Origin of the sequence: Microbacterium sp., from assembly GCF_003248605.1 — a bacterium.
GTDB lineage: Bacteria > Actinomycetota > Actinomycetes > Actinomycetales > Microbacteriaceae > Microbacterium.
Genome location: NZ_QFPF01000011.1, coordinates 1 through 20,966, shown reverse-complemented (window position 1 = coordinate 20,966; position 20,966 = coordinate 1). Strand labels below are relative to the sequence as shown.

24 protein-coding genes and 1 tRNA gene are annotated in these 20,966 nt (G+C 69.6%); 6 read left to right on the top strand and 19 right to left on the bottom strand.

The annotated features are described in order from the left end of the window. Positions 1-3 precede the first annotated feature (3 nt). Genes mtnK through DI573_RS03225 form a run of 4 tightly spaced genes read right to left on the bottom strand, consistent with a single transcriptional unit; the run spans position 4 to position 4,956 of the window. On the bottom strand, positions 4-1,248 hold the full coding sequence (mtnK, locus tag DI573_RS03240; protein ID WP_292810587.1) for an S-methyl-5-thioribose kinase: 1,245 nt from the start codon (positions 1,246-1,248) through the stop codon (positions 4-6). Continuing rightward, positions 1,245-2,303, bottom strand: a complete 1,059-nt coding sequence (locus DI573_RS03235; protein WP_292810585.1) for an ABC transporter permease — start codon at positions 2,301-2,303, stop codon at positions 1,245-1,247. Before DI573_RS03235 ends, mtnK begins: the two co-directional genes overlap by 4 nt. Next, positions 2,300-3,862 (bottom strand): sugar ABC transporter ATP-binding protein, encoded by a 1,563-nt coding sequence (locus DI573_RS03230; RefSeq protein WP_292810583.1) that lies wholly within the window; start codon positions 3,860-3,862, stop codon positions 2,300-2,302. Before DI573_RS03230 ends, DI573_RS03235 begins: the two co-directional genes overlap by 4 nt. Further along, positions 3,859-4,956: a substrate-binding domain-containing protein gene (locus tag DI573_RS03225; protein WP_292810580.1), complete on the bottom strand. Its 1,098-nt coding sequence runs from the start codon at positions 4,954-4,956 to the stop codon at positions 3,859-3,861. Before DI573_RS03225 ends, DI573_RS03230 begins: the two co-directional genes overlap by 4 nt. A gap of 194 nt (positions 4,957-5,150) precedes the next feature. On the opposite strand from DI573_RS03225, the gene DI573_RS03220 reads away from it, so the two are divergent. Next, on the top strand, positions 5,151-5,738 hold the full coding sequence (locus DI573_RS03220) for a cupin (protein WP_292810578.1): 588 nt from the start codon (positions 5,151-5,153) through the stop codon (positions 5,736-5,738). 47 nt (positions 5,739-5,785) lie between these two features. Here the strand turns inward: DI573_RS03220 and DI573_RS03215 are convergent. The 11 genes from DI573_RS03215 to thyX all read right to left on the bottom strand — a co-directional run bounded on the left by DI573_RS03215 (position 5,786) and on the right by thyX (position 15,761). Beyond that, positions 5,786-5,862 (bottom strand) — tRNA-Met (locus tag DI573_RS03215). 60 nt (positions 5,863-5,922) lie between these two features. Then, positions 5,923-6,150 (bottom strand): DUF3046 domain-containing protein, encoded by a 228-nt coding sequence (locus tag DI573_RS03210; protein ID WP_292810576.1) that lies wholly within the window; start codon positions 6,148-6,150, stop codon positions 5,923-5,925. 6 nt (positions 6,151-6,156) lie between these two features. Continuing rightward, positions 6,157-6,465 (bottom strand): helix-turn-helix transcriptional regulator, encoded by a 309-nt coding sequence (locus DI573_RS03205; RefSeq protein WP_292810574.1) that lies wholly within the window; start codon positions 6,463-6,465, stop codon positions 6,157-6,159. Between the two features lie 182 nt (positions 6,466-6,647). Continuing rightward, the gene (locus DI573_RS03200) at positions 6,648-7,187 is read right to left on the bottom strand and encodes a CinA family protein (protein WP_292810572.1); all 540 of its coding nucleotides are present in this window, start codon (positions 7,185-7,187) and stop codon (positions 6,648-6,650) included. Continuing rightward, a complete protein-coding gene (pgsA, locus tag DI573_RS03195) occupies positions 7,184-7,759 on the bottom strand; it encodes a CDP-diacylglycerol--glycerol-3-phosphate 3-phosphatidyltransferase (RefSeq protein WP_292810570.1) in 576 nt (191 codons plus the stop codon). The genes DI573_RS03200 and pgsA overlap by 4 nt, the downstream gene beginning before the upstream one ends. Beyond that, complete coding sequence (locus tag DI573_RS03190; RefSeq protein WP_292810568.1) at positions 7,759-10,488, bottom strand: DNA translocase FtsK; 2,730 nt, start codon at positions 10,486-10,488, stop codon at positions 7,759-7,761. The genes pgsA and DI573_RS03190 overlap by 1 nt, the downstream gene beginning before the upstream one ends. A gap of 70 nt (positions 10,489-10,558) precedes the next feature. After that, positions 10,559-11,047: a GNAT family N-acetyltransferase gene (locus DI573_RS03185; protein WP_292810566.1), complete on the bottom strand. Its 489-nt coding sequence runs from the start codon at positions 11,045-11,047 to the stop codon at positions 10,559-10,561. 33 nt (positions 11,048-11,080) lie between these two features. Continuing rightward, the gene (locus tag DI573_RS03180; protein ID WP_292810564.1) at positions 11,081-12,757 is read right to left on the bottom strand and encodes a ribonuclease J; all 1,677 of its coding nucleotides are present in this window, start codon (positions 12,755-12,757) and stop codon (positions 11,081-11,083) included. A gap of 104 nt (positions 12,758-12,861) precedes the next feature. Continuing rightward, entirely contained in the window at positions 12,862-13,839 is a 978-nt protein-coding gene (dapA, locus tag DI573_RS03175; protein WP_292810562.1) for a 4-hydroxy-tetrahydrodipicolinate synthase, read from the bottom strand. Positions 13,840-13,966: 127 nt separating this feature from the next. Continuing rightward, the gene (locus DI573_RS03170; protein ID WP_292810560.1) at positions 13,967-14,812 is read right to left on the bottom strand and encodes a type IV toxin-antitoxin system AbiEi family antitoxin domain-containing protein; all 846 of its coding nucleotides are present in this window, start codon (positions 14,810-14,812) and stop codon (positions 13,967-13,969) included. A gap of 202 nt (positions 14,813-15,014) precedes the next feature. Beyond that, a complete protein-coding gene (gene thyX / locus DI573_RS03165) occupies positions 15,015-15,761 on the bottom strand; it encodes an FAD-dependent thymidylate synthase (protein ID WP_292810557.1) in 747 nt (248 codons plus the stop codon). Positions 15,762-15,864: 103 nt separating this feature from the next. Between thyX and DI573_RS03160 the strand changes: the two genes are divergently transcribed. The 4 genes from DI573_RS03160 to DI573_RS03145 all read left to right on the top strand — a co-directional run bounded on the left by DI573_RS03160 (position 15,865) and on the right by DI573_RS03145 (position 18,255). After that, positions 15,865-16,308, top strand: coding sequence for a thioredoxin family protein (locus DI573_RS03160; RefSeq protein ID WP_292810555.1), 444 nt, complete (start codon positions 15,865-15,867; stop codon positions 16,306-16,308). Beyond that, on the top strand, positions 16,301-16,819 hold the full coding sequence (locus tag DI573_RS03155) for a DUF4395 domain-containing protein (protein ID WP_292810553.1): 519 nt from the start codon (positions 16,301-16,303) through the stop codon (positions 16,817-16,819). Before DI573_RS03160 ends, DI573_RS03155 begins: the two co-directional genes overlap by 8 nt. A gap of 96 nt (positions 16,820-16,915) precedes the next feature. Further along, positions 16,916-17,341, top strand: a complete 426-nt coding sequence (locus DI573_RS03150; protein ID WP_292810551.1) for an OsmC family peroxiredoxin — start codon at positions 16,916-16,918, stop codon at positions 17,339-17,341. A 14-nt stretch (positions 17,342-17,355) separates the two neighbouring features. After that, positions 17,356-18,255 (top strand): TIGR01777 family oxidoreductase, encoded by a 900-nt coding sequence (locus DI573_RS03145; protein WP_292810549.1) that lies wholly within the window; start codon positions 17,356-17,358, stop codon positions 18,253-18,255. Here DI573_RS03145 and DI573_RS03140 read toward each other — a convergent pair whose 3' ends face one another. After that, complete coding sequence (locus DI573_RS03140; RefSeq protein WP_292810547.1) at positions 18,256-18,708, bottom strand: tetratricopeptide repeat protein; 453 nt, start codon at positions 18,706-18,708, stop codon at positions 18,256-18,258. Between the two features lie 10 nt (positions 18,709-18,718). Next, positions 18,719-19,531, bottom strand: coding sequence for a 4-hydroxy-tetrahydrodipicolinate reductase (gene dapB, locus DI573_RS03135; RefSeq protein WP_292810545.1), 813 nt, complete (start codon positions 19,529-19,531; stop codon positions 18,719-18,721). A 42-nt stretch (positions 19,532-19,573) separates the two neighbouring features. Between dapB and DI573_RS03130 the strand changes: the two genes are divergently transcribed. Then, complete coding sequence (locus tag DI573_RS03130) at positions 19,574-20,053, top strand: GNAT family N-acetyltransferase (RefSeq protein ID WP_292810543.1); 480 nt, start codon at positions 19,574-19,576, stop codon at positions 20,051-20,053. On the opposite strand, the gene DI573_RS03125 is transcribed toward DI573_RS03130, so the two are convergent. Beyond that, entirely contained in the window at positions 20,054-20,656 is a 603-nt protein-coding gene (locus DI573_RS03125) for a histidine phosphatase family protein (protein WP_292810540.1), read from the bottom strand. A gap of 83 nt (positions 20,657-20,739) precedes the next feature. Then, positions 20,740-20,966, bottom strand: a 227-nt coding sequence (locus DI573_RS03120; RefSeq protein WP_292810538.1) for an aldo/keto reductase, incomplete at its 5' end; no start/stop codon positions are given.

Here is a 20,966-nt window from a genome sequence, read left to right as displayed (position 1 = left end):
AGATCAGCCGAGGACGATGTCGCCGGTGCGCCGCACGAGGTCCGCGATGTCGACCTCCCCGTGCCGCTGCGTGGCGAGGGCGCGCGCGGCGCGCAGGACCAGGCGTGCCGCGATCTCGCGGACGTCGGGCTCGAGGGTCTGGATGTCGGCGACCTTCGAGAATCCGACGATGCGCCGGATGGCCTTCGCGGCGGCGTAGACCGCGGCATCCGAGCGCACGCGCCGCAGCGTGTCCGCCAGGACGTCGTCGCGATAGACGCGCGCGTCCACGCGGTCTGGCCAACGGCGCATGAACTCGAGCTCGAACGACTCCACGAGTTCGACAGGCAGTCCGAGCAGCCGCTCGGCATCGCCAGTGCGCCCGAGCACCCGCGCGCGCGCTGAGGCGATCACGAGGTTCGCCCAGACGGCACCGAGGTCGAATCCCGTCGGGGCGAAGGTGCCGAACTCCTGGTCGAAGGCGCGCACCGAACCGTGCTCCCCGTCCGCGCCGTCCGCACGCACGAAGACGGAGCCCGTGTGCAGATCGCCGTGCACGAGGCTCTGCGCGTCCTCCTGGAAGCGGACCTTGGCGAGCCCGATCTCGCGCACGAGCGCTCGATCTGCGCGCAGCTCGGCGACGTCGCGATCATTGCCGGGAAGCCAGCCGTTGTGTTCGTGATCGACGTAGGGCTCGCTGAAGACGAGGTCCTCGGTGATCTCGGACAACTCCGGGTTGGTGGCCTCGGCGATCGCCCGGCGGCGGTCGGGCCCCGGCATCCCGAACACGCTCGTCGCGAATCCCGTCGCCCCCACGTAGCGGCCCAGCTGCGCCGCGGCGTAGGGGTGCAGCCGCCCTTCGTTCAGCTCATACCGCCACACCGCGTGGTCGCTCAGGTCTTCGATGCCGATCGTGAACGTCTGCTCATCGAAGCCGTACAGGGCTGGCACGTGCGCGCCATCGACGCTCTGGTGAGCCCCGAGCACGACGGCCTCCCGCTTCGTGCGCGATCGCGTCAGCGGCCAGCTCGTGTCGACGCGGACGTGCGGCAGCGACTGCTTGAGCACAACGCCCGCTCCGTGGGCGTCGGTGACGACGAACACCAGGTTGAGGTTGCCGTCGCCCACCTCGCGCACGTCGGTGATCGCCGCGGGGTCGAGCGGTCCGGCGAGCCCACGGTGCGTGGCGAGATACCCGGGAACGCTCTCGACGGAGAGCTGACGGATGCTGTCGTCCCGCGTGGGTGCGGAGGTCGAAGGTGTCGTCACGTCGTGCTCCCGGCGATGATCGTGGTGGTGCGGCGGCGGAAGGTGAAGCTGAACAGCAGGGCGACCAGCAGCACGACGCCCTTGCCGAAGTCCTGGATGTAGTAAGGCAGTCCCATCATCGAGAATCCCGTCACCATGACGGCGATCAACACCGCGCCGAGTGCCGTGCCCCACGCGTTGGGGCGTCCGATGCCGAGCACCGAAACGCCGACGAGGGCCACGGCGACGGCATCCAGGAGCAGCGAGTTGCCGGCCGAGACATCTCCCTGACCGATTCGCGCGGCCAGCAGCAGACCCGCGATCGACGCGAGGATGCCGCAGCCGATGTAGGCGGCCGCGCGATATGCCCGCACGGGAATACCCGCGAGACGCGCGGCCTCGGGGTTCGAGCCGACCGCGGAGAGAGCCCGCCCCCAGCGGGTGCGGTCCAGAACGAACCACAGCAGCGCCGTCAGAACGAGGAAGAGGATGACGGGCACGGAGACCGGACCGATCGCGCCGCGGTCGAACCAGAGGAAGTCCGGGGTGAACCGCCCCGGCGCGGTCGAACCGTCCGACAGCGTCATCTGCGACGAGATCGACTTGCCGTCGACGATGATGAGCTTGAGCCCGACCACGGCGAACATCATCGCGAGCGTCGCCAGCAGGTCGGGAATGCGGGCGAAGACGATGAGCACGGCGTTCAGAGCGCCGATCACGGCGCCCGAGAGCAGCACGACGATGACGGCGACGCCGCCCACCTGGCCCGCGATGACGAGGGTCCAGGCGGCGATCGACACCGCGAACCCGGCGTTCGCACCCACCGAGAGGTCGAGCCCGCCGACCGTCATCGCGAGTGTGACCCCGAGGCCTGCGATACCGATCGGAGCGATGTATTTCAGCATCCCGAACACATTGTCGACGGTGCGGAAGTTCGGTTCGGTGATCGCGAAGAACGCGATGAGACCGACCGTGACCGCGACGAATCCCCATTTCGCGACGCCGTCGAGCACACGCTCCCCCACCGGGCGCGCAGGCCGACCCGTCACGGACGCCGAAGCGAGGGTGGACATCATACGGACTCCTCCGGGTGGTGCGGATCATCGAGCAGGGCCGCGACGATCGTGGCACGATCGCGCTCCCCGGCGGCGACATCGAGGGTGACGCGTCCGCTCACGAGCACGACGAGACGGTCGGCGACCTCGAGCACCTCGTCCACATCGGAGGTGAGCACGACGACGGCCTTGCCCTCGGAGGCACGCGCTCGCACGGCCGTCCCGATCGTGCGCCTGGCGCCGATGTCGACGCCACGGAAGGGCTCGTCGAGCACGGCGACCTGCGGATCGGTCGCGAGCCAGCGTCCGACAATCACCTTCTGCTGGTTTCCCCCGGACAGATCGTCGACGCGCTCGGCCACCGACGTCGTCACGACGCCGAAGTCCGCCACGACGGCGGCGGCGCGTCGACGCTCCTCCGCGCCGCGCAGGACGCCCCACGCCGTGGCGACACGACGCAGCTCGGGCAGGCCCACGGTGTGCGCGATCGACCAGCCGGGCTGGATGCCCTGTCGCTGGCGATCCTCGGGAACGAGCACGATGCCGGCAGCCTGGGCGGCCGCGGGGGTGCGCGGCGCGTAGGGTCGCCCCTCGCGCTCGAGCGTCGCCGTTCCCGCCTCGCGGACACCGCAGAGTATCTCCGCCAGTTCGGTCTTGCCGGCGCCGAGGAGGCCCAGCACTCCGGTCACCTGGCCCGCGTGCACGGTCAGATCCAGAGGGGCGGCGCCGGGGAGCAGCACGGCGCCGCGGACGCTCAGCACCGACTCCCCCGGCGGGAGCGGCGCGACGACGTGCTGCTGGAGTTCTGTGGGAACCCCCAGCATCGCCTCGAGCGCCGCGTGCCAATCGAAGGGCCGCGCAACGTCCAGCGCGGGGCTGCCGTCCCGCAGCACGACGATGCGGTCGGCCAGACGCTCGATCTCGCCGAACCGATGACTGACGAAGAGGATGGCCAGCCCCTCGGCCCGCAGCGCGCGGAGCACGTCGAACAGGCGGTCGGCCTCGGCCGCGGTCAGGGCCGAGGTCGGCTCGTCGAGGATGAGCAGGCGGGGCCGACCGCGCAACGCCCGGGCGAGCACGAGCAGCTGCGCGTCGGAGGTGCCGAGCCGTCCGGCATCGGCCCGGAGGACCTCGTCGCTCCAGGACAGCCCCAGGCGAGACAGCGCGGTGCGCGCCGCGGCCTCCGTGTCCGATCGCCGGAGGACAGGTCGGCCGCTCACGGCGAGATCGGTCAGGACGGCGTTGTCCGCGACGGACAGTCCCGGCACGATGCCGTCCGAGATCTTCTGGTGCACCGTCTCGATACCCGCGCGACGGGCGACGGTCGGCGAGGAGATGCGCGCGGGCACGCCGCCGACCTCGATGTCGCCGGTGTAGTGGGCGTTCGCCCCCGACACGGTGCCGATCAACGTCGACTTGCCGGCACCGTTCGTCCCCAGGAGCGCCGTGATGGAGCCCGCGTGCAGATCGAGCGAGACATTCTCGAGCACGCGGTTCGTCCCGAAGCGCACGCCGACACCGCGCAGACGGACGACCGGCTGGTCGTCCGTCTGCGCGGTGTGATCGACGGCGGGGCTCACTGCGAGATGGCGGGCAGCCACTCCGCGACGACCACGTCATCGAGCAGGAGGGTGGGCTCCGCCTCGCGCAGCGCAGCGACGTTCTGGATGTCGTTCTCGAGCAGGAAGTCGCGCGTCACGGTCACGGCCGGGAACTGCACCTCGGTCTCATCGAGCTCCCCCGCGAGGGAGAGGGCGAGGGTGCGCACGACCGCCGCACCGATCGCCGCCGGGTCGGTGGCGCTCGTGGCCACCCATGGGCTGTCCTCGGCGATCATGACCTCGATGTCGGCGTTGGAGATGTCGATGCCGTACACCTTGACGGAGTCCTGCAGGTTGTTCTGGATCACCGCCTGCACGACGCCCTTCGCGATCTCGTCGTACGGGGCGAAGATCGCCTGCACCTCCGGGTTCTGCTTCAGCGCGGCATCCACGAGGGGGATGTTGTCGGTCGCCGTGGACTCGGTGACCTCACCGGTGAAGAACAACTCGTTCAGCTCGTACTCCGTCACGAACTCGTCCCAGACGGCCTTGCGGCGATCCAGCGGAGCAAAGCCCTCGGCGCTGACGAGGCCGACATTCGCACCCTCCCCGACGTCGTCGATCAGCTGGTCGAGCACACCCTGCGCCATCGACGCATCGGACTGCGACGTGACGAGCACACCCTCGGTGTCTTCGAGGGCGAGGTCGTAGACGATGACCGGGATGCCGGCGTCCACCGCCTCATGCACGAGGTGCTCGATCGTGTCCGTCTGGCCGTGGTCGACGATGATCGCGTCGGGAGCCGAGGCGATCGCCTGCTCGAGGTCGGAGGCGTGCTTGGCGTTGTCGTTGCGTGCGTCGTAGACGGTGAGGTCGATGTTCGCCGCCGACGCCTGCGCCTGCGCACCGGCTGTCCACGCGGTGAAGTAGTCACCCGCGCCGGACTGCTGCACGAGGGCGACCTCTACGGGCTCACCGTCGAAGGGTGCGGGCAGGTCTGCGGCGGGAACAGCGGGTGCGTCGGCGTCGTCGTTCGGCGCCGACTGCTGGGCGCATCCGGTGAGGGCCAGCAGGGCGACGGCGCCTGTGGCGGCGAGGGCGAGCCAGCTCTGGCGCGCGGGACGAGAAGACATGGTGATCCTTCGGGTAGCTGTGTCGGCGACGGTGCGGAGCCGAGCCCGGTCGAGTCAACCAGCATGCCCCGCGTCACAGCCAAACGGGCGTTGCGCCGTGTTACGAGTTCAGGACATCTGTTACGGGGTGCCGTGCGCAGGCCATCGGCGCGCGCCAGAATCGGTGGTGTAACCCGTCCTGTAAGGAGACCCCCGTGACGCTGCTGACGGTCTGGAAAGACACCGATCCGACGACACCCGTGCTCGAGACCACCGATGAGCACGAGATCCGCGCTGCCCTGGCCGGGCTCGGCGCGCGCTTCTCCCGGTGGGAGGTGAAGGGCTTCGCCGAAGACGCCGCCCTGGATGACGTGCTCGCGCTCTACGCGGACGAGGTCGAGCAGGTCAAGCGGAGCGAGGGCTACACACTCGTCGACATCGTCGGTCTCAGCCCCGCGCAGGCGAACTACGACGACGTCAAGGGCCCCTCGCGGGAGAAGTTCCTGTCCGAGCATGCGCACGACGACGATGAGGACCGCTTCTTCGCCAAGGGCGCCGGCGTCTTCTACCTGCACGTCGACGGCAAGGTGCACGCACTGTACTGCGAGGCGGGCGACCTCGTCTCAGTGCCTGCCAACACGACGCACTGGTTCGACATGGGCACAGCGCCCGAGTTCACGTCGATCCGCTTTTTCCACGATGACGACGGATGGGTGGGCCATTTCACCGGCAGCCCGATCGCGGAGTCGTTCGCGGGTTTCGACCAGCTCGCCATCCGACGCGCACAGCTCGCCGACGTCTGAGCAGAGACAAGAAAAGGCGCCCCGACCGGGGCGCCTTTTCTTGTCTCTGGTTGCGGGGACAGGATTTGAACCTGCGACCTCTGGGTTATGAGCCCAGCGAGCTACCGAACTGCTCCACCCCGCGGCACAAGAAGTTAGCCTAGCACGGCTTCGGGCGCGTGGCGAATCGGGTGCGACCTCGGCCTCACCGATGTTCGGGTTCGAGGCGGCCGACTCCGTATCGGCGGTCCGGCGGCACGTCGGCTGCCGCGCACAACGCCAGCCACACATCGCGCGGTGGCACGCCCTCGCGGATCGCCTGATCGGCGGTGCGACCGCCGATCTCGGCCAACTGGAGATCAGCGGTCAGCACCGCACCGTACGCATCACCGAACTCGTCGGCGACGGCGCGATCGAACTCGCTCCGACGCATGCCGGGTCAGCGCAGCGACAGCTCGGCGTCGACCGATGCCATCAGGTCGTCAGGCACCACATCGGGGAAGGTGTGGATCCCCTCGAGCACGGAGATGCGATCGCCGACCTCGCGCATGATCGTCGAGATGGGTACATCCAGCGCCTCGGCGACCGACGCGAGGATCTCGCTCGATGCTTCCTTCTGTCCGCGCTCCACCTCACTGAGGTACCCGAGCGCGACGCTTGCCTTGCCCGCAACCTGCCGGAGGGTCTGGCCCTTCTGCAGTCGGAAGTCTCGCAGAACGTCACCGATCTCTTGACGAACCAGGATCATGATGGCCCCCTCCTCACTGTCCTCGCGCATCTCTTCGGGTGTTCGAGAGTACAACACCGGATGGTGCCAATCTAACGGTCCCCGCTGTGGGATGGCTCGGAATCACCGAATGTAACGGAGGTGAAACACGCGGTATTCCGACCGGACATACCGGCGCGTCGTGCGTGCCCGCGGTGGGCGGCTCAGAGGGCGTCGAAGACCGCTCGGAGGGCCCTGCGCACCGTCTCGCGGCGGATGGCGATCCGGTCACCCTCCAGGAGGAGCGGGAGAGCCCGCGTGCCCACCGGAGTCGACACCCCGATGAAGACCGTGCCCACCGGCTGTCCGTCGGCGGGATCGGGCCCGGCGACTCCGGTCGTCGACACGCCGACCTCGGCGGGGCACCCTGCGATCGCCGCCGCCTCCCGCACCCCGCGTGCCATCTGTCGCGCGACCTCGGCGTGCACGGCCCCATGCTGAGCGAGAAGCCCCGCATCCACCCCCAGCAGGGACTGTTTGAGCGCCGTCGAGTACGCCACCACTCCCCCGCGCACGACGGCGGAGGCCCCGGGGAGCGCGATGAGCTCGGCACACAGCAGTCCGCCGGTGAGCGACTCGGCGCAGGCGATGCTCCACCCGAGTCGGCCGAGGCGATCGAGTACGCGCTCGGCATCGGGCCGTCTGTCGCGGGCGACCGTGCTCTCGAGCTCGTCCGGCAGATCGGGGTGGGCGCCGTCGCTCATGCGCGGCGCTCGCGACCCCGTCTCGCGCCGCGCACCTCCGTGACCACGTAGTCGATCCCGCTCGCCACCGTGAGGATCACCGCGGCCCACATCGTGACGATGTTCAGCCACACGACCCAGCCGCCCACGATCTCCGAGAGCGGGAGCAGGGCGAGCGAGAGCGCCACCGCCTGCGCGATCGTCTTGAGCTTGCCCATCCACGCCGCGGCGACCACGTGATCGCTCGCGACGACGAGTCGGTGGACGGTGATTCCGATCTCGCGCACGAGCACGAGGATCGTCACCCACCACGGCAGCTCGGCGAGGATGGACAGTCCGATGAACGCGAAGCCGGTCAGAACCTTGTCGGCGATCGGATCCAGCAGCTTGCCGAGGTCCGTGACGATCTTGTATCGCCGGGCGATGTAGCCATCGACTCCGTCTGTCGCGATGGCGACGATGAAGAGGATCGCCGCCGCCCAGCGCATCCCGCCGTCCGCGCCGCCATCGGCCAGCAGAAGCCAGAGGAACACGGGCGCGCAGAGGACGCGCGCGATCGTGATGGCATTGGGCAGCTGCCGGGGAACGGTCATCAGTCGCGTCCCGTCAGACCCCAGGCGTCTTCGTCGCCTTCGCTCTCGACCACCGGCATGCCGTCGAACTGGGCGTCGACCGCGTCGGCCCCGTAGGGATCACCGGATGCCGGCGACCCACCCTCGACCGCGACGTCCTCGCCGCGCAGCCGCGCGAGCACGGCGGGCAGCTGCTCGGCCGTGACCAGGACGTCGCGAGCTTTGGAACCCTCCGACGGCCCGACGATCTCGCGCGACTCGAGCAGGTCCATCAAGCGCCCCGCCTTGGCGAATCCGACCCGGAGTTTGCGCTGAAGCATCGATGTCGACCCGAACTGCGTCGAGACGACCTGCTCCGCGGCGGCGAGAAGCAGTTCGAGGTCGTCACCGATGTCGGCATCCACCTGCTTCTTCTCAGCAGCGGCCGCCACATCGGCACGGTACTCGGGCTGCGCCTGCCGTGTGACGTGCTTGACGACGGTCTCGATCTCGTCCTCGCTGACCCACGCGCCCTGCACGCGCAGTGCCTTGGACGCGCCCATCGGGAGGAAGAGCCCGTCACCCTGCCCGATGAGGCGGTCGGCGCCCGGCTGATCGAGGATCACGCGGGAGTCGGTCACGCTCGTGACGGCGAAGGCGAGGCGCGAGGGCACGTTGGCCTTGATCAGACCCGTCACGACGTCGACGCTCGGTCGCTGGGTCGCGAGCACGAGGTGGATGCCGGAGGCGCGGGCGAGCTGGGTGATGCGAACGATCGAGTCCTCGACGTCGCGGGGTGCGACCATCATCAGGTCGGCGAGCTCGTCGACGACGACGAGCAGGTACGGGTACGGCTTGAGGACCCGCTCGATGCCGGCGGGCAGGACGATCTCGCCGGCGACCACTGCCTTGTTGAAATCGTCGATGTGGCGGAATCCGAACGACGCGAGGTCGTCGTACCGCATGTCCATCTCCTTGACCACCCACTGCAGCGCCTCTGCCGCCTTCTTGGGATTGGTGATGATGGGTGTGATCAGGTGCGGCACCCCCGCATACGAGGTCAGTTCGACCCGCTTGGGGTCGATCAGCACCATGCGCACATCGGCCGGCTTCGCCCGCATCAGCAGGCTCGTGATCATCGAGTTCACGAAGCTGGATTTTCCGGATCCCGTGGACCCGGCCACGAGCAGGTGCGGCATCTTGGCGAGGTTGGCGACGACGAAGCCGCCGCCGACATCCTTGCCGACGCCGATCGTCATCGGATGCGTCGACTGCTGCGCCGCGGAGGAGCGCAGCACGTCGCCGAGCGTGACGATCTCGCGGTCGGTGTTGGGGATCTCGACGCCGATGGCACTCTTGCCCGGGATCGGCGCGAGGATGCGCACCTCGTTGGAGGCCACCGCGTAGGCGATGTTGTTGGTCAGCGCGGTGATGCGCTCGACCTTGACGCCCGGTCCGAGGGAGATCTCGTACTGCGTCACCGTCGGCCCGCGGGAGAACCCGGTGACCTTCGCGTCGACCGAGAACTGCTGCAGGACCTCGGTGATGGCGCGGACGACCTCGTCGTTCGCGGCCGATCGCTCCTTGTGCGGCGTGCCCTGTGCGAGGGCGGTGACGGCCGGCAGCCGATAGGGCGCGACGGGGCCCGAGGCGGCGTGCGCGCCGTCGGTCCCGAGCCCGGAGAGCCCCGGAAGGGTGGCGTCCTCGGCGTCGTCGCCGTCTTCGTGGATCGAGGTGTCGGCGCGACGCGCCGACGCTGCGGCCCGCTCGGCCCCGGTGATCACCGACGGGTCGATCACCTCGGTGAGCGCATCGGGCGCGAATGCGGGAGCGGGGGGCCGGGGCGGGGTGGCGGGGGCCGGCGGCGCGGTGGCGATGGCCTGATCGAACCCGCCACGCGCGGTTCCGGGGGTCAGGAGCTCCGTGAGGTCCTGCGATCCGATGCCGTCATCGGGGTCTTCTTCGCGCCCCGACTTGTTGCGCCGCCACCACGGCAGCGTCGGCTCATCGCCCGCACCTTCGGATGCCTCCGCGGTTCTGTCGCGCGGCTCGGGACGCTCGGGACGCTCGGTGCCGAACATCCACGCGTACAGGTCGCCGAGACGCTGACCGATCCGATTCGGCGGGGTCTTGGTGATGATCAGGATGCTGAGCACGGCCAGCAGCACGAGCACGATCCACGCCCCGACCGGGGTGAGCGCGAGGGTCAGCGGCTCCGCGACCATCCAGCCGAACAGCCCACCGGAGGCGCTGAGGACGGGCAGCCCGTCGCTCGGGACGGGTCGCTGCCCCGCAAGATGACAGAATCCCGCACCGGTGAGCACCAGCATCCCGAATCCGATGCCGATGCGACCGTTGTCGTGGACGCTCGAGGGATGCCGGAAGAGCCAGCCCGCCAGCAGTAGGACGAGGACGGGCAGGACGAACGCGAGCCTGCCGAGCATGCCGCCGACCGTGTAGTCGCTGATGGTGCGGGCGACGTCGTTGCCGATGAAGAACCACTCCACGACCGCGCCGAGAACTGCCAGCAGGACCAGGAGGAAGGGAAGCCCGTCGCGGCGCTGGTCGCGCTCGAGCGTCTCGGGCCCGAAGGCGCGGAACAGACCGCCGACACCGTGGGCGAGCCCCATCCAGGCGCGCGCGATCGCGGGCGGCCTGTGCTCGTCGTCTCCGACGTACTTCTTGGGCACAGGGGCGGGTTTACGGGCGCGCGAGGAGGACGCCCGCGCGGGCGCCTTCGAGCTCTTGGTCGGACTGGTGCTCCTGGCCATGCCTTTACGGTACGTCCCACCGGCGACATTCGCCCGCAGCGACGCGGGGCCCGCCCCGCTCGGAGGCGGATCAGCGCAACAGCTTGACCATGATGTCCCGCCCGTAGTCCGCCCGGACGACGGCGAATCCCTCGCTGCGGTAGAGGGACACCGCGAAGTTGCCGCGCTCGACGCTCAGACTCATCCGCGCGAATCCCGCGGACCGGGCCGAACCCGCCAGGCGTTGCAGGAGGGCCCTGCCCACCCCGTGCGCCCGCCAGATCGGGCGGACGCCGATGATCAGCTCGGGAACCGCGGTGCCCACGTAAGCGAATCCGGGATCGGTGCGCGGGAACATCCGATACCAGGCCGCACCGACGGGCGTGTCGTTGCCATCGAGCGCGACGTATCCGGCGTCGCCGGGGCGCATCCAGCCCGAGACGTAGCGGAGGTGCTCGGGGGCGCTGAGGATCTCGTGCCGCGGCCGCACAGCGCCGCTCCAGTTCGCGGCCTCGACCACCATGTCGGCGAGGAAGCTGCCATCGGCCTGCTCGGCCGGACGCACACGAAAGGGGGGCACGCACGGATTCTAGCCATGCGCACCCCCTCGCGATCAGGCCTCGATGACCAACGGGACGATCATCGGGCGCCGCCGCAGCGACTGGTTGACCCAGCGTCCGATCGTGCGACGCACGACCTGCGACAGCGCGTGCGAATCGCGCACGCCCGACTGGGCCGCTTCGGCGAGCGCCGCGGCGATCTTCGGCTTGACGGCGTCGAAGACGGCGTCCTGCTCGGCGAAGCCGCGTGCGTGGATCTCGGGGCCGGAAATGACCCGCCCGGTCGCCGCGTCGACGACGACGATCACCGAGATGAATCCCTCCTCACCGAGAATCCGGCGGTCTTTGAGGTCGGCATCCGTGATCTCGCCGACGGTGGAACCGTCGACGTAGACGAACCCGATGTCGAGCTGCCCGACGACCGAGGCCGTTCCGCCGCGCAGGTCGATGATCGTCCCGTTCTCGGCGAGGATCGTCCGCTCCACCGGCACACCGCTGGACTGCGCGATCTTCGCATTCGCGGTCAGGTGGCGGTACTCGCCGTGGATGGGCAGCACGTTGCGCGGTTGGAGGATGTTGTAGCAGTACAGCAGCTCTCCCGCCGCCGCGTGCCCCGACACGTGCACCTTCGCATTGCCCTTGTGCACGACGTTGGCGCCGAGCTTGGTGAGGCCGTCGATCACGCGGTACACGGCGTTCTCGTTGCCCGGGATGAGGCTCGACGCGAGAATCACCGTGTCACCCGGGCCGGGCTCGATCTCGTGGTCGAGATTGGCCATTCGACTGAGCACCGCCATCGGCTCGCCCTGCGAACCGGTCGACATGTAGACGATCCTGTCATCGGGCAGGTCGCGGGCCTTCTTGTAATCGATGAGCACGCCGTCGGGAACGTTGAGATACCCGAGATCGGAGGCGATCGTCATGTTGCGCACCATGCTGCGCCCGAGGAACGCGACGCGACGTCCGTGCGCGGCCGCGGCATCCAGCACCTGCTGCACGCGGTGGACGTGGCTGGAGAAGCTCGCCACGACGACGCGGCGGGGCGCCTTGCCGATCACCTGGTCGAGCACGGGGCCGATCGAGCTCTCGAGCGGCGTGAAACCCGGCACGTCGGCGTTCGTCGAATCCACGAGGAAGAGGTCGACACCCTCTTCGCCCAGCCGGGCGAACGCCCGCAGGTCGGTCAGTCGACCGTCGAGGGGCAGCTGATCCATCTTGAAGTCGCCCGTCGCGAGCACAAGACCCGCGGGGGTGCGGATCGCCACCGCGAGCGCATCGGGAATCGAGTGATTGACCGCGATGAACTCGAGGTCGAACGGGCCGACCTTCTCCTCCTGGCCCTCGATGACAGAGAGCGTGTACGGCTTGATGCGATGCTCCTTGAGCTTCGCCTCGACGAGCGCGAGCGTGAGCCCCGACCCGATCAGTGGGATGTCGCGCTTGAGCTTGAGCAGGTAGGGAACGGCCCCGATGTGGTCCTCGTGCCCGTGCGTGAGGACGACGCCGACGATGTCGTCCAGGCGATTCCGGATCGGCTCGAAGTCGGGCAGGATCAGGTCGACGCCCGGTTGGTGCTCCTCGGGGAACAGCACGCCGCAGTCGACGATGAGCAGCTTGCCCTCGTACTCGAAGACCGTCATGTTGCGACCGACTTCGCCGAGACCGCCGAGCGGTGTGACGCGGAGCGTGCCCTGGGGCAGCGCGGGCGCGTCGAAGACAGGGGTGGCCATAGGGTGCCTCCTCGGGATGCCGTCGTGCGGCATCCCCTCGTGTTTTGTTGTGTTGTGCGAGCCGATGTGCGGCCCGCGATTGGCTGGGGGCGGACGCCGGGGCGTCAGCGGGTGGTGCCGTGGACCTTGGGCAGGGCGCCGCCCGCGGCGGCGTTGCGATCGGGGCGGAAGTTCTTGAAGTCGACCCCGGGAACCTCGCCGACGAGCGCGAGCTCGTCTTCGATCATCGCGGCCTCCCACTCCTCGGGGCCCACGAGCGGCAGGCGCACGCGCGGGCTGCCGATGCGGCCGAGTCCGTGCAGGATGTACTTGGCCGCGACGGTGCCGGGAACATGCGTCATGACGGCGCGGACGAGGGGTTCGAGCTTCTTGTGCGCCGCCGTCGCGGTGGCCAGGTCACCCGCGTTCACGGCGTCGACGATCGTGCGGTACGGGGCAGCGGCGATGTTGGCCGTCACGCCGATCAGGCCCGAGGCGCCGATCGAGAGGTGCGGGAGCACGTTGGCGTCGTCGCCCGAGAAATACAGCAGATCGGTCTGGTTGAGCACGCGGCTGACCTCGCTGAAATCGCCCTTCGCGTCCTTGACGGCGAGGACGTTCGGGTGCTTGGCGATCCGCAGAATGGTCTCGTAGTTGATCGGCACGCCCGTGCGGCCGGGGATGTCGTAGAGGATGACCGGCAGATCGGTCGCGTCGGCGACGAGCCGGAAATGCGTGAGGATGCCCGCCTGCGTGGGCTTGTTGTAGTAAGGGGTCACGATCATGATCCCGTCGGCTCCGGCCTTCTCGCTGGCCTTGTACAGCTCGATCGCGTGTGCCGTCTCGTTGGAGCCGCCGCCGGTGATGATCTTCGCGCGTCCCGCGGCGACGTCCTTGCCGACTTCGACCAGCCGGAGCTTCTCGGGGTCTGTCAGCGTGCTCGTCTCACCCGTCGTGCCGGTGACGACGATGCCGTCGGCACCCGCCTGGATGCACGAGTCGATGTGCTTCTCCGTGGCGGGCCAGTCCACTTCGCCGTCGGCCGTCATGGGGGTGACGAGCGCGACCAGCACCTGACCGAACGGATTGGCGGTGTGCGTCATGCTCCTAGGCTATCGGGCCCTCTGCCCCTGCACAGATCCCGCCACCCCCATCGTCAGAGCAGTGTCGGCCGCTCATCTGCACGACCCGTGGTTCAGGAGCGCACTCGTGCGGCGCGTGTCATCATTCTCAGGTCGAGCGTCGTGCATTCAGTACCCGCAGTCGGGCCAGGACGGCGGAGCGAACACATTCCCAGTCATGCACGACGAGGGCATAGTCGAATCGGAGCGTTTCGTACCCGAGGGCCGCGGCGACGGCGTCACGCACGAGATCCTTGTGCCGCATCGACGGACCGTCGTGATTCTCGCGTCCGTCCACCTCGATGATCAGACGGCCGCCGACGACGAAGTCCACGATGCCGACGCCGGCGATCACGACCTGGCACTCGAGCGCGATACCGAGCAGGTGCAGGCGCAGGCGCAGGAGCGACTCCAACCCGCTGTCCGCGTCGGGGCGGGCGATGTCGACGAGCCATCGTCGTGCCGCCGGCAGCCGGTTGCGCACCTCGACGCGGTCGGCCCGCGTGAGAAGTCCCTTCCGCCACGCCGATTCGAAGGCCGCGAAGAAGGCTTCGGGCCCGAGACAGTCGACGACTTGGACGAGCGCGTGCACGACCGAGACGATCCCGAACGCGGAGCGCCCGGCATCGCGGTGAGTGATGCATTCACAGCTCTCGTGTGGGTGCGCGCGACCGTTCGCTCCGACCCAGACATGACATCGCTCGTCGGGATCCAGCATCCACACGCCGTGGCGACGCAGCGCCGCAGCGCAAGCCAATTCGCCGCCGTGGAGCGCCGCCTCGCCGATCTCAGGCATGATGCCGACGCTGTAGACACCGTTGCGGACCCGTGAGATCGTCCCGACATCCACGGCATGCGCGAGGTGGTGACGTGTGACGTTCATCGCGCGCAGCGCCCGGCCACGAACGATGCCTCCTCGACTTCGGATCAGCGCGGCGATGGCAGCGGGTTGCATCTTCGCAGGATGCGTGGCGCCGGCATGCGCGAGGCATCGAAGGCCGGACTTTGGGAACAACGCTCGAGGAACCGGGACTGGGGAGGGAGCGTCGCGACGACGTTTGCACGATCCGTGGTGCTGATGTTCACGCACGAGCCGCGTGGGGCGATCTCCGCGCGACTGCCGTGCAGGTGTCGCCGATAGGTCCGAGGGCGATCGCCTACGGCGCGACGCGGCCGTTGGCGTTGAACGCGGCGTGGGTGAGCGGCATCAGCTCGGTCCAGGCCTGCTCCATCTTCTCCGCGACCATCTCGATCTCACGCTGCGGGAACGACGGGAAGTGCGTACCCTCGCGCTTGGTGCGCAGCGACAGGAAGTTCATCAGCGCCCGCGCGTTCATCGTGACGTACATCGAGGAGTAGATGTTCAGCGGAAGCACGATACGCGCCACTTCACGGGCGATACCGGCCGCCAGCATCCCCTGATACGCCTCGAAGGCCTGCACGGATGCTGCCCGCGTGGCCTCGTCGACGAGGGCGGTCTGCTCGGGGGTCCCTTCGAGGAACTCGTAGGCCCCGGGCTTGCCGACCTGCACGAGTCGGCGCTCCGGCGCGGGGACGTAGAACACGGGACGAAGCTCGCGGTAACGGCCGGACTCCTCGTTGTAGGAGGCGATGCGATGCCGCATGAACTCTCGGAAGACGAAGATCGGCGCCTGCACGTAGAACGTCATGGCGTTGTGCTCGAAGGGCGAGCCGTGACGGTCGCGCATCAGGTAGTTGATGAGTCCGCGGTCGCGCGCCGACGCCTCCGCCCCGGAGGCCGCGGCGTCCAGCGTCTGCTCCCCCATGGTCGACACCCGCGCGGCGAAGAGCACGTCGGCGTCGGCGGCGGTGGAGCGGACGAGCTCGACGGTGACGTCGGAGCGGAACTCGATCGGGGGCGGCGTCTGTGCGGCATCGGTCACGCGCCCCAGACTACCCGCGCGTGACCGCCCCGACCGCCCCCCATCCGCGTCGTGCGAAGACGCACGGCGCCCACCACCGCACAGCGGGATATCCTGGGATGCTGTGACACTCGTCGAAGCTCTCATCGGACTCGCTGCGCTCCTCGCGGCGACGGTCCTCCTCGGCGTTCTGGTGCGCTGGCGCCAGGGCAAGCCGTCCCATCACGTCGCGCACGAGGTGGTCGAGCCCGCGCGTCTCGGCGCCGACGGGCTCGGCGAAACCGCGACCCTGCTGCAGTTCAGCACCGAGTTGTGCGCCAAGTGCCCGGGAGTGCACCGGCTGCTGACGTCGGTGGCCGACGGACACGAGGGTGTCCGTCACCTGGACGTCGATCTGACGCACCGCCCCGACATCGCCAAGCACTTCCACGTCCTGCAGACGCCGACGACGCTCATCCTCGACAAGGACGGCGTCGTGCAGACGCGCTTCGGGGGCGTCCCCCGCCGCGACGTCATCGAGCTCGAGCTCGCCCGCGTCACCGGCGAGATGGAGCCCGAGCGTGTCTGATCCCGTCACGAAGGTTGCCGCGGGCATCGACCCGCGCGGCCCCCGGTTCGCCGCGGGGATCACGGCCCTCCTGCTCCTGGTCGCGGTCCTGCTCGGGCTGACCGGGCTGTCGACGGCGGGTGTCGCCGACGCGACGCTCGCCCAGCGCGCGCTCGACCCCGCCTTCCTCCTGGTGCTGGCGATCGCGCTGCTGTTCCTGTGGGGGGTGCTCTCACCGCGCACCGCACCGTGGGGTGTTCTCTATCGGCGGCTGATCCGCCCCCGGCTGGCCCCGCCCAGCGAACTCGAGGACCCCCGTCCGCCCCGCTTCGCGCAGGGCGTCGGCCTCTTCGTCACCGCGCTCGGTCTGATCCTGCACCTGCTCGGAGTGCCCTGGGCGCTGCCCGCCGCCGCCGCCGCGGCCTTCATCGCGGCCTTTCTCAACTCCGTGTTCGCCTACTGCCTCGGATGCCAGATGTACCTGCTCCTGCAGCGGGCAGGCGTCCTCGGGCGCGAGCGCCCGGCCGTCTGAGGCCGCGCACCGCGGGCGCATCCGAAATCGACGGCCCGGCACCCGGCGTGCGTCGATAGGCTGGCCAACGACATCCAGCCACGACGGAGGTTCTCCATGAGCGTCACCAGCGAAGCCAGCACCGCCTGGAAGGGCAGCCTGACCGAGGGATCGGGCACGGTCGCCCTCAACAGCTCGAAGATCGGCACCTTCGACGTCAACTGGAAGGCCCGCTCCGAGGGCTCCAGTTCGACGACGACCCCCGAAGAGCTCATCGCCGCCGCGCACTCGTCCTGCTTCTCGATGGCGCTCTCGCATGCCCTCACGGGCAACGGCACTCCGCCCGAGAGCATCGACACGACAGCATCCGTCACCTTCGTGCCGGGCACAGGCATCACGGGCAGTCACCTCAACGTCAACGCCGTGGTCCCGGGTCTCTCGGCCGAAGACTTCGCGCGCCTCGCCGACGAGGCGAAGTCGGGCTGCCCCGTCTCGCAGGCGCTCGCCGGAATCGAGATCACCCTCGAAGCCACCCTCGCCTGAACGGCGGGCGACGGATGCCGGGACGCATCGTCGTCGCGGGCGCCTCGGGCCTGATCGGCCGGGCGCTCGTCGAGAGCCTGCGCGCGGACGGTATCGAGGTGCGCACCCTCGTGCGGCGCGCGCCGGCGGCCCCGTACGAGATCGAGTGGCTGCAGGACACTTCACCTCTGGATCCCGAGTTGCTGGAGGGCGCCGAAGCGGTCGTGAACCTCAACGGCGCGAGCATCGGGCACATCCCGTGGACGCGCTCGTACAAGCGCTCCCTCCTGTGGTCCCGGCTCACGCCGACGCGCACGCTCGCCACCGCGATCCGCGCCCTCGGGGCGTCTGCGCCCGCCTTCGTCTCGGCGAGCGCCGTCGGCTTCTACGGGTCGGCACCGGGTCGCGCGCTCACGGAGTCCTCACCGCCGGGCGGCGAATTCTTGAGCGGCATCTGCGTCGAGTGGGAGAATGCTGCGCTCGCAGCCGGTGACCAGGCGCGGGTGGCGCTGTTGCGCACCGCCCCCGTCGTGCACCCGGAGGGTGTCCTGAAGCCTCTCATGCTCCTCACGAAGGCGGGTCTCAGCGGACCTCTCGGCGGCGGACGCCAGGTGTGGCCGTGGATCTCCCTCACCGACGAGGTGCGCGCCATCCGCGCCGTGATCGAGCGCGACATCGCGGGACCGGTGAACCTCGCGGGGCCGACCCGGGCGACCGCGAACGACCTGGGTTTCGCCCTCGCCCGCCGCATGAACAGGCCGTTCGCGATCCCCGCTCCGGCGTGGGCGATCCGTCTGGGCCTCGGTCGAGACATGGCCGACTCGGTGCTGCTCGGCGACGCGCACGTGCTCCCCGAGGTGCTGCGCGACGCCAGCTTCACCTTCACCCACCCGACGGTGGAAGATGCCGTCGCCGCCGCGGTCCCGGCGCGCTGATCACTCGGCGCGGCGCTCCGCCGACTCCCGCCGGATTGCCTCGCGCACCGCGGATCGCGCCCGCCGGCGGTCCCCCGCGGCGTCGTAGGCCAGGCCGAGCCGGTACCACGCGCGCCAGTCCTCGGGGTCGGCTTCGACCTGGGCGCGGTAAGTGGGAAAGACCGCGTCGCCGTCGGAGCGGAGCACGCGGCCGCTCTCGCGCACCGCGACCTCGTCCTCGGGCAGCCCGCCCTCGATCTCGAGGCGTCGGCCCACACGCTCGGCGCGGACGCCGAACCAGAGCTCCCGCCCGAGCGCCCACGCCGCCACCAGGGGCAGAACGAAGATCGCGACGCCCATCGCGATCCCGACCGGATCACCCGACCCCAGCAGCAGCACGCCGCGCTGCGTCACGAGCACCAGATAGAGGGCCAGGAGCACCGCCATGACGGCGACGCCGATGCGCGCGTTCACGAGAGGACGGTCACAGACCGGTCGCGGCGGCGACCTGACCGGGCACGCCGCCGTCGTCGATGGGAGAGCCGGCGGGCGAACCGAGCCGCCCGATGCCGATGTCGATGAACGTGTCGAGCCCGACGATCACGCCGGTCGCGGTCCGGGCGGCGTCGAGGGCGATGCGGATGCCGGGGGCATAGGCCCGCGCGGGCTCGATCGTGTCGTGCACGATGTGCAGCGACTCCCCCGGCCCCGAGAGCACGACCTCCTGTTTGGCGATGACGCCCGGCCGTCGCAGCGAGTGCACGGGGACGCTCGCCACTCGCTGTCCGCGGGCGCGCTGATCGGCGTGCGGCGCCTCGACGGGTCCGACATCCGCGCGCGCTGCGGCGATCAGCTCGGCCGTGCGCACGGCGGTGCCACTGGGCGAATCGACCTTGCGCTCGTGATGGGCCTCGATGATCTCGATCGAGGGGAAGAAGGGCGCGGCCGCGGCGGCGATCGCCGAGCCGATGACGGAACCGAGCGAGAAGTTCGGGATGAAGACGACACCCGTGCCGGCCGCCGCCACGAGCGGCCGCACGAGCGCGATGCGCTCCTCCGACCAGCCCGACGTACCCACCAGCACGTTGATTCCCCGCTCGGTGGCCGCGCGGACGACATCGATCGAGACCGCCGGAGTCGAGACGTCGACGACCAGGTCTGCACCCTCGATCTCGGCGATGTCGCTCTGCGAACCGAGCATCGCCAGCACCTCGTAACCATCGGCCTGTTCGATCACGGACTGCACGACGCCGCCGAGGCGACCCGATGCACCCACGATGGCCACGCGTGTCGTCATGGCTTCCATCCTAGGTTCGCGGGCCCGTCGTAGACTCGCACGGTGGTGCACCTGCGTGAATCCCCCGTCGACACCGCCGAAGCGCACACCCTGCTGGCCGAGTACTTCGGCGCCCGGGCCGACATCTTCCCCGGCGGCGGCTACCGCACGGTCTTTCCGGACCCCGCGGCCTTCGTTCCGCCTCGCGGCGTGTTCGTCGTGCTCGAGCAAGAAGGCGCCGGCGAGACCGCTCAGGCCGTCGGCTGCGGCGGCATCCGACGAATCGACGACGGCGACCTCGGCATGCGTTACGAGCTCAAGCACCTGTACGTCAAGCCGGAGGGTCGCGGCAAGGGATGGGGCAGGATGCTGCTCGATGACCTCGAGGCGCGCGCCAGGGCGTTCGGCGCGGCAGAGCTCGTGCTCGACACCCACCACACGCTCGAGGCCGCCGGCTCGCTGTACGCGCACTCCGGCTTCGCCGCCATCGCGCCCTACAACGACAACGCGAACGCGACCCGCTGGTACGGCAAGTCGCTCTAATCAGACCGGATGCGTCTCGGGAAGCCCCGTGCGCAGCTCGAAGGGCAGATGCGCCAGGTCGTTGTGCGTCAGCAGCGTCCAGGGGCGGCCCTGCTTCTGAGCGATGACGGTCAGGCCGCAGTGCGCCTGGTTGAGGGTCATCCAGCGCCACTCCGGGGCGCCGAGAACCTCGCGGACGAACCAGCCGATCACGAAGTTGTGGGTGATCAGCAGCTCGTGCACGTCGCCGGTCCGCCGCACCAGGAACTCCGCGGTGGCGTCGGCCATCTGCGCGTGACCGGCGTCGATCTCGGCCTCGCTGACCGATCCGAAGAAGGGCTCGAAGGCCGCGGGTGTGTCACCGGCCATGCCCGAGGGAACGCAGTCGAACAGCAGAGCCGAGGGCTGCGGGTCGATGGCCGGCATCCGTTCGGCGACGATCCGCGCCGTCTCGGTCGCCCGCAGCAGCGGCGAGTGCCAGACCGAGCTCAGCGGAACGCCCGAGAGCCGGTCGGCGATCAGCGACGCCTGGCGCTGACCGCGCGGTGAGAGGGGCCCATCGACCAGACCGTGCTCGGCATCCTGATGCTCGCCGTGACGTACGAGGTAGATGAAATGGGTCACGCTCTCACTCTCGTCGCAGGGGGCCTCGGTGCCGCGCCTCTTTTCAGCCTATGTCACCTCTGCGACAAGGCCGAGGACCGCGGTCACTGCGCGGCGCGGGTCAGCTCGGCGAGGTGGCTGCGGCTGAGCTGCACACCCGCGCCCTGCACGAGCTCGTCGACGTGCTCGGGCGCATAGGCGTTGACGATGGGCGCGACGACGGTGCGCTGGGCGAGCAACCATGCCACCGCGACCGCGGCGTCGGGAACACCGAGCTCGAGCGCGATGCCATCAAGAGCCTTGAGCGCGCGCTGGCCCCGGCGGTTGAGGT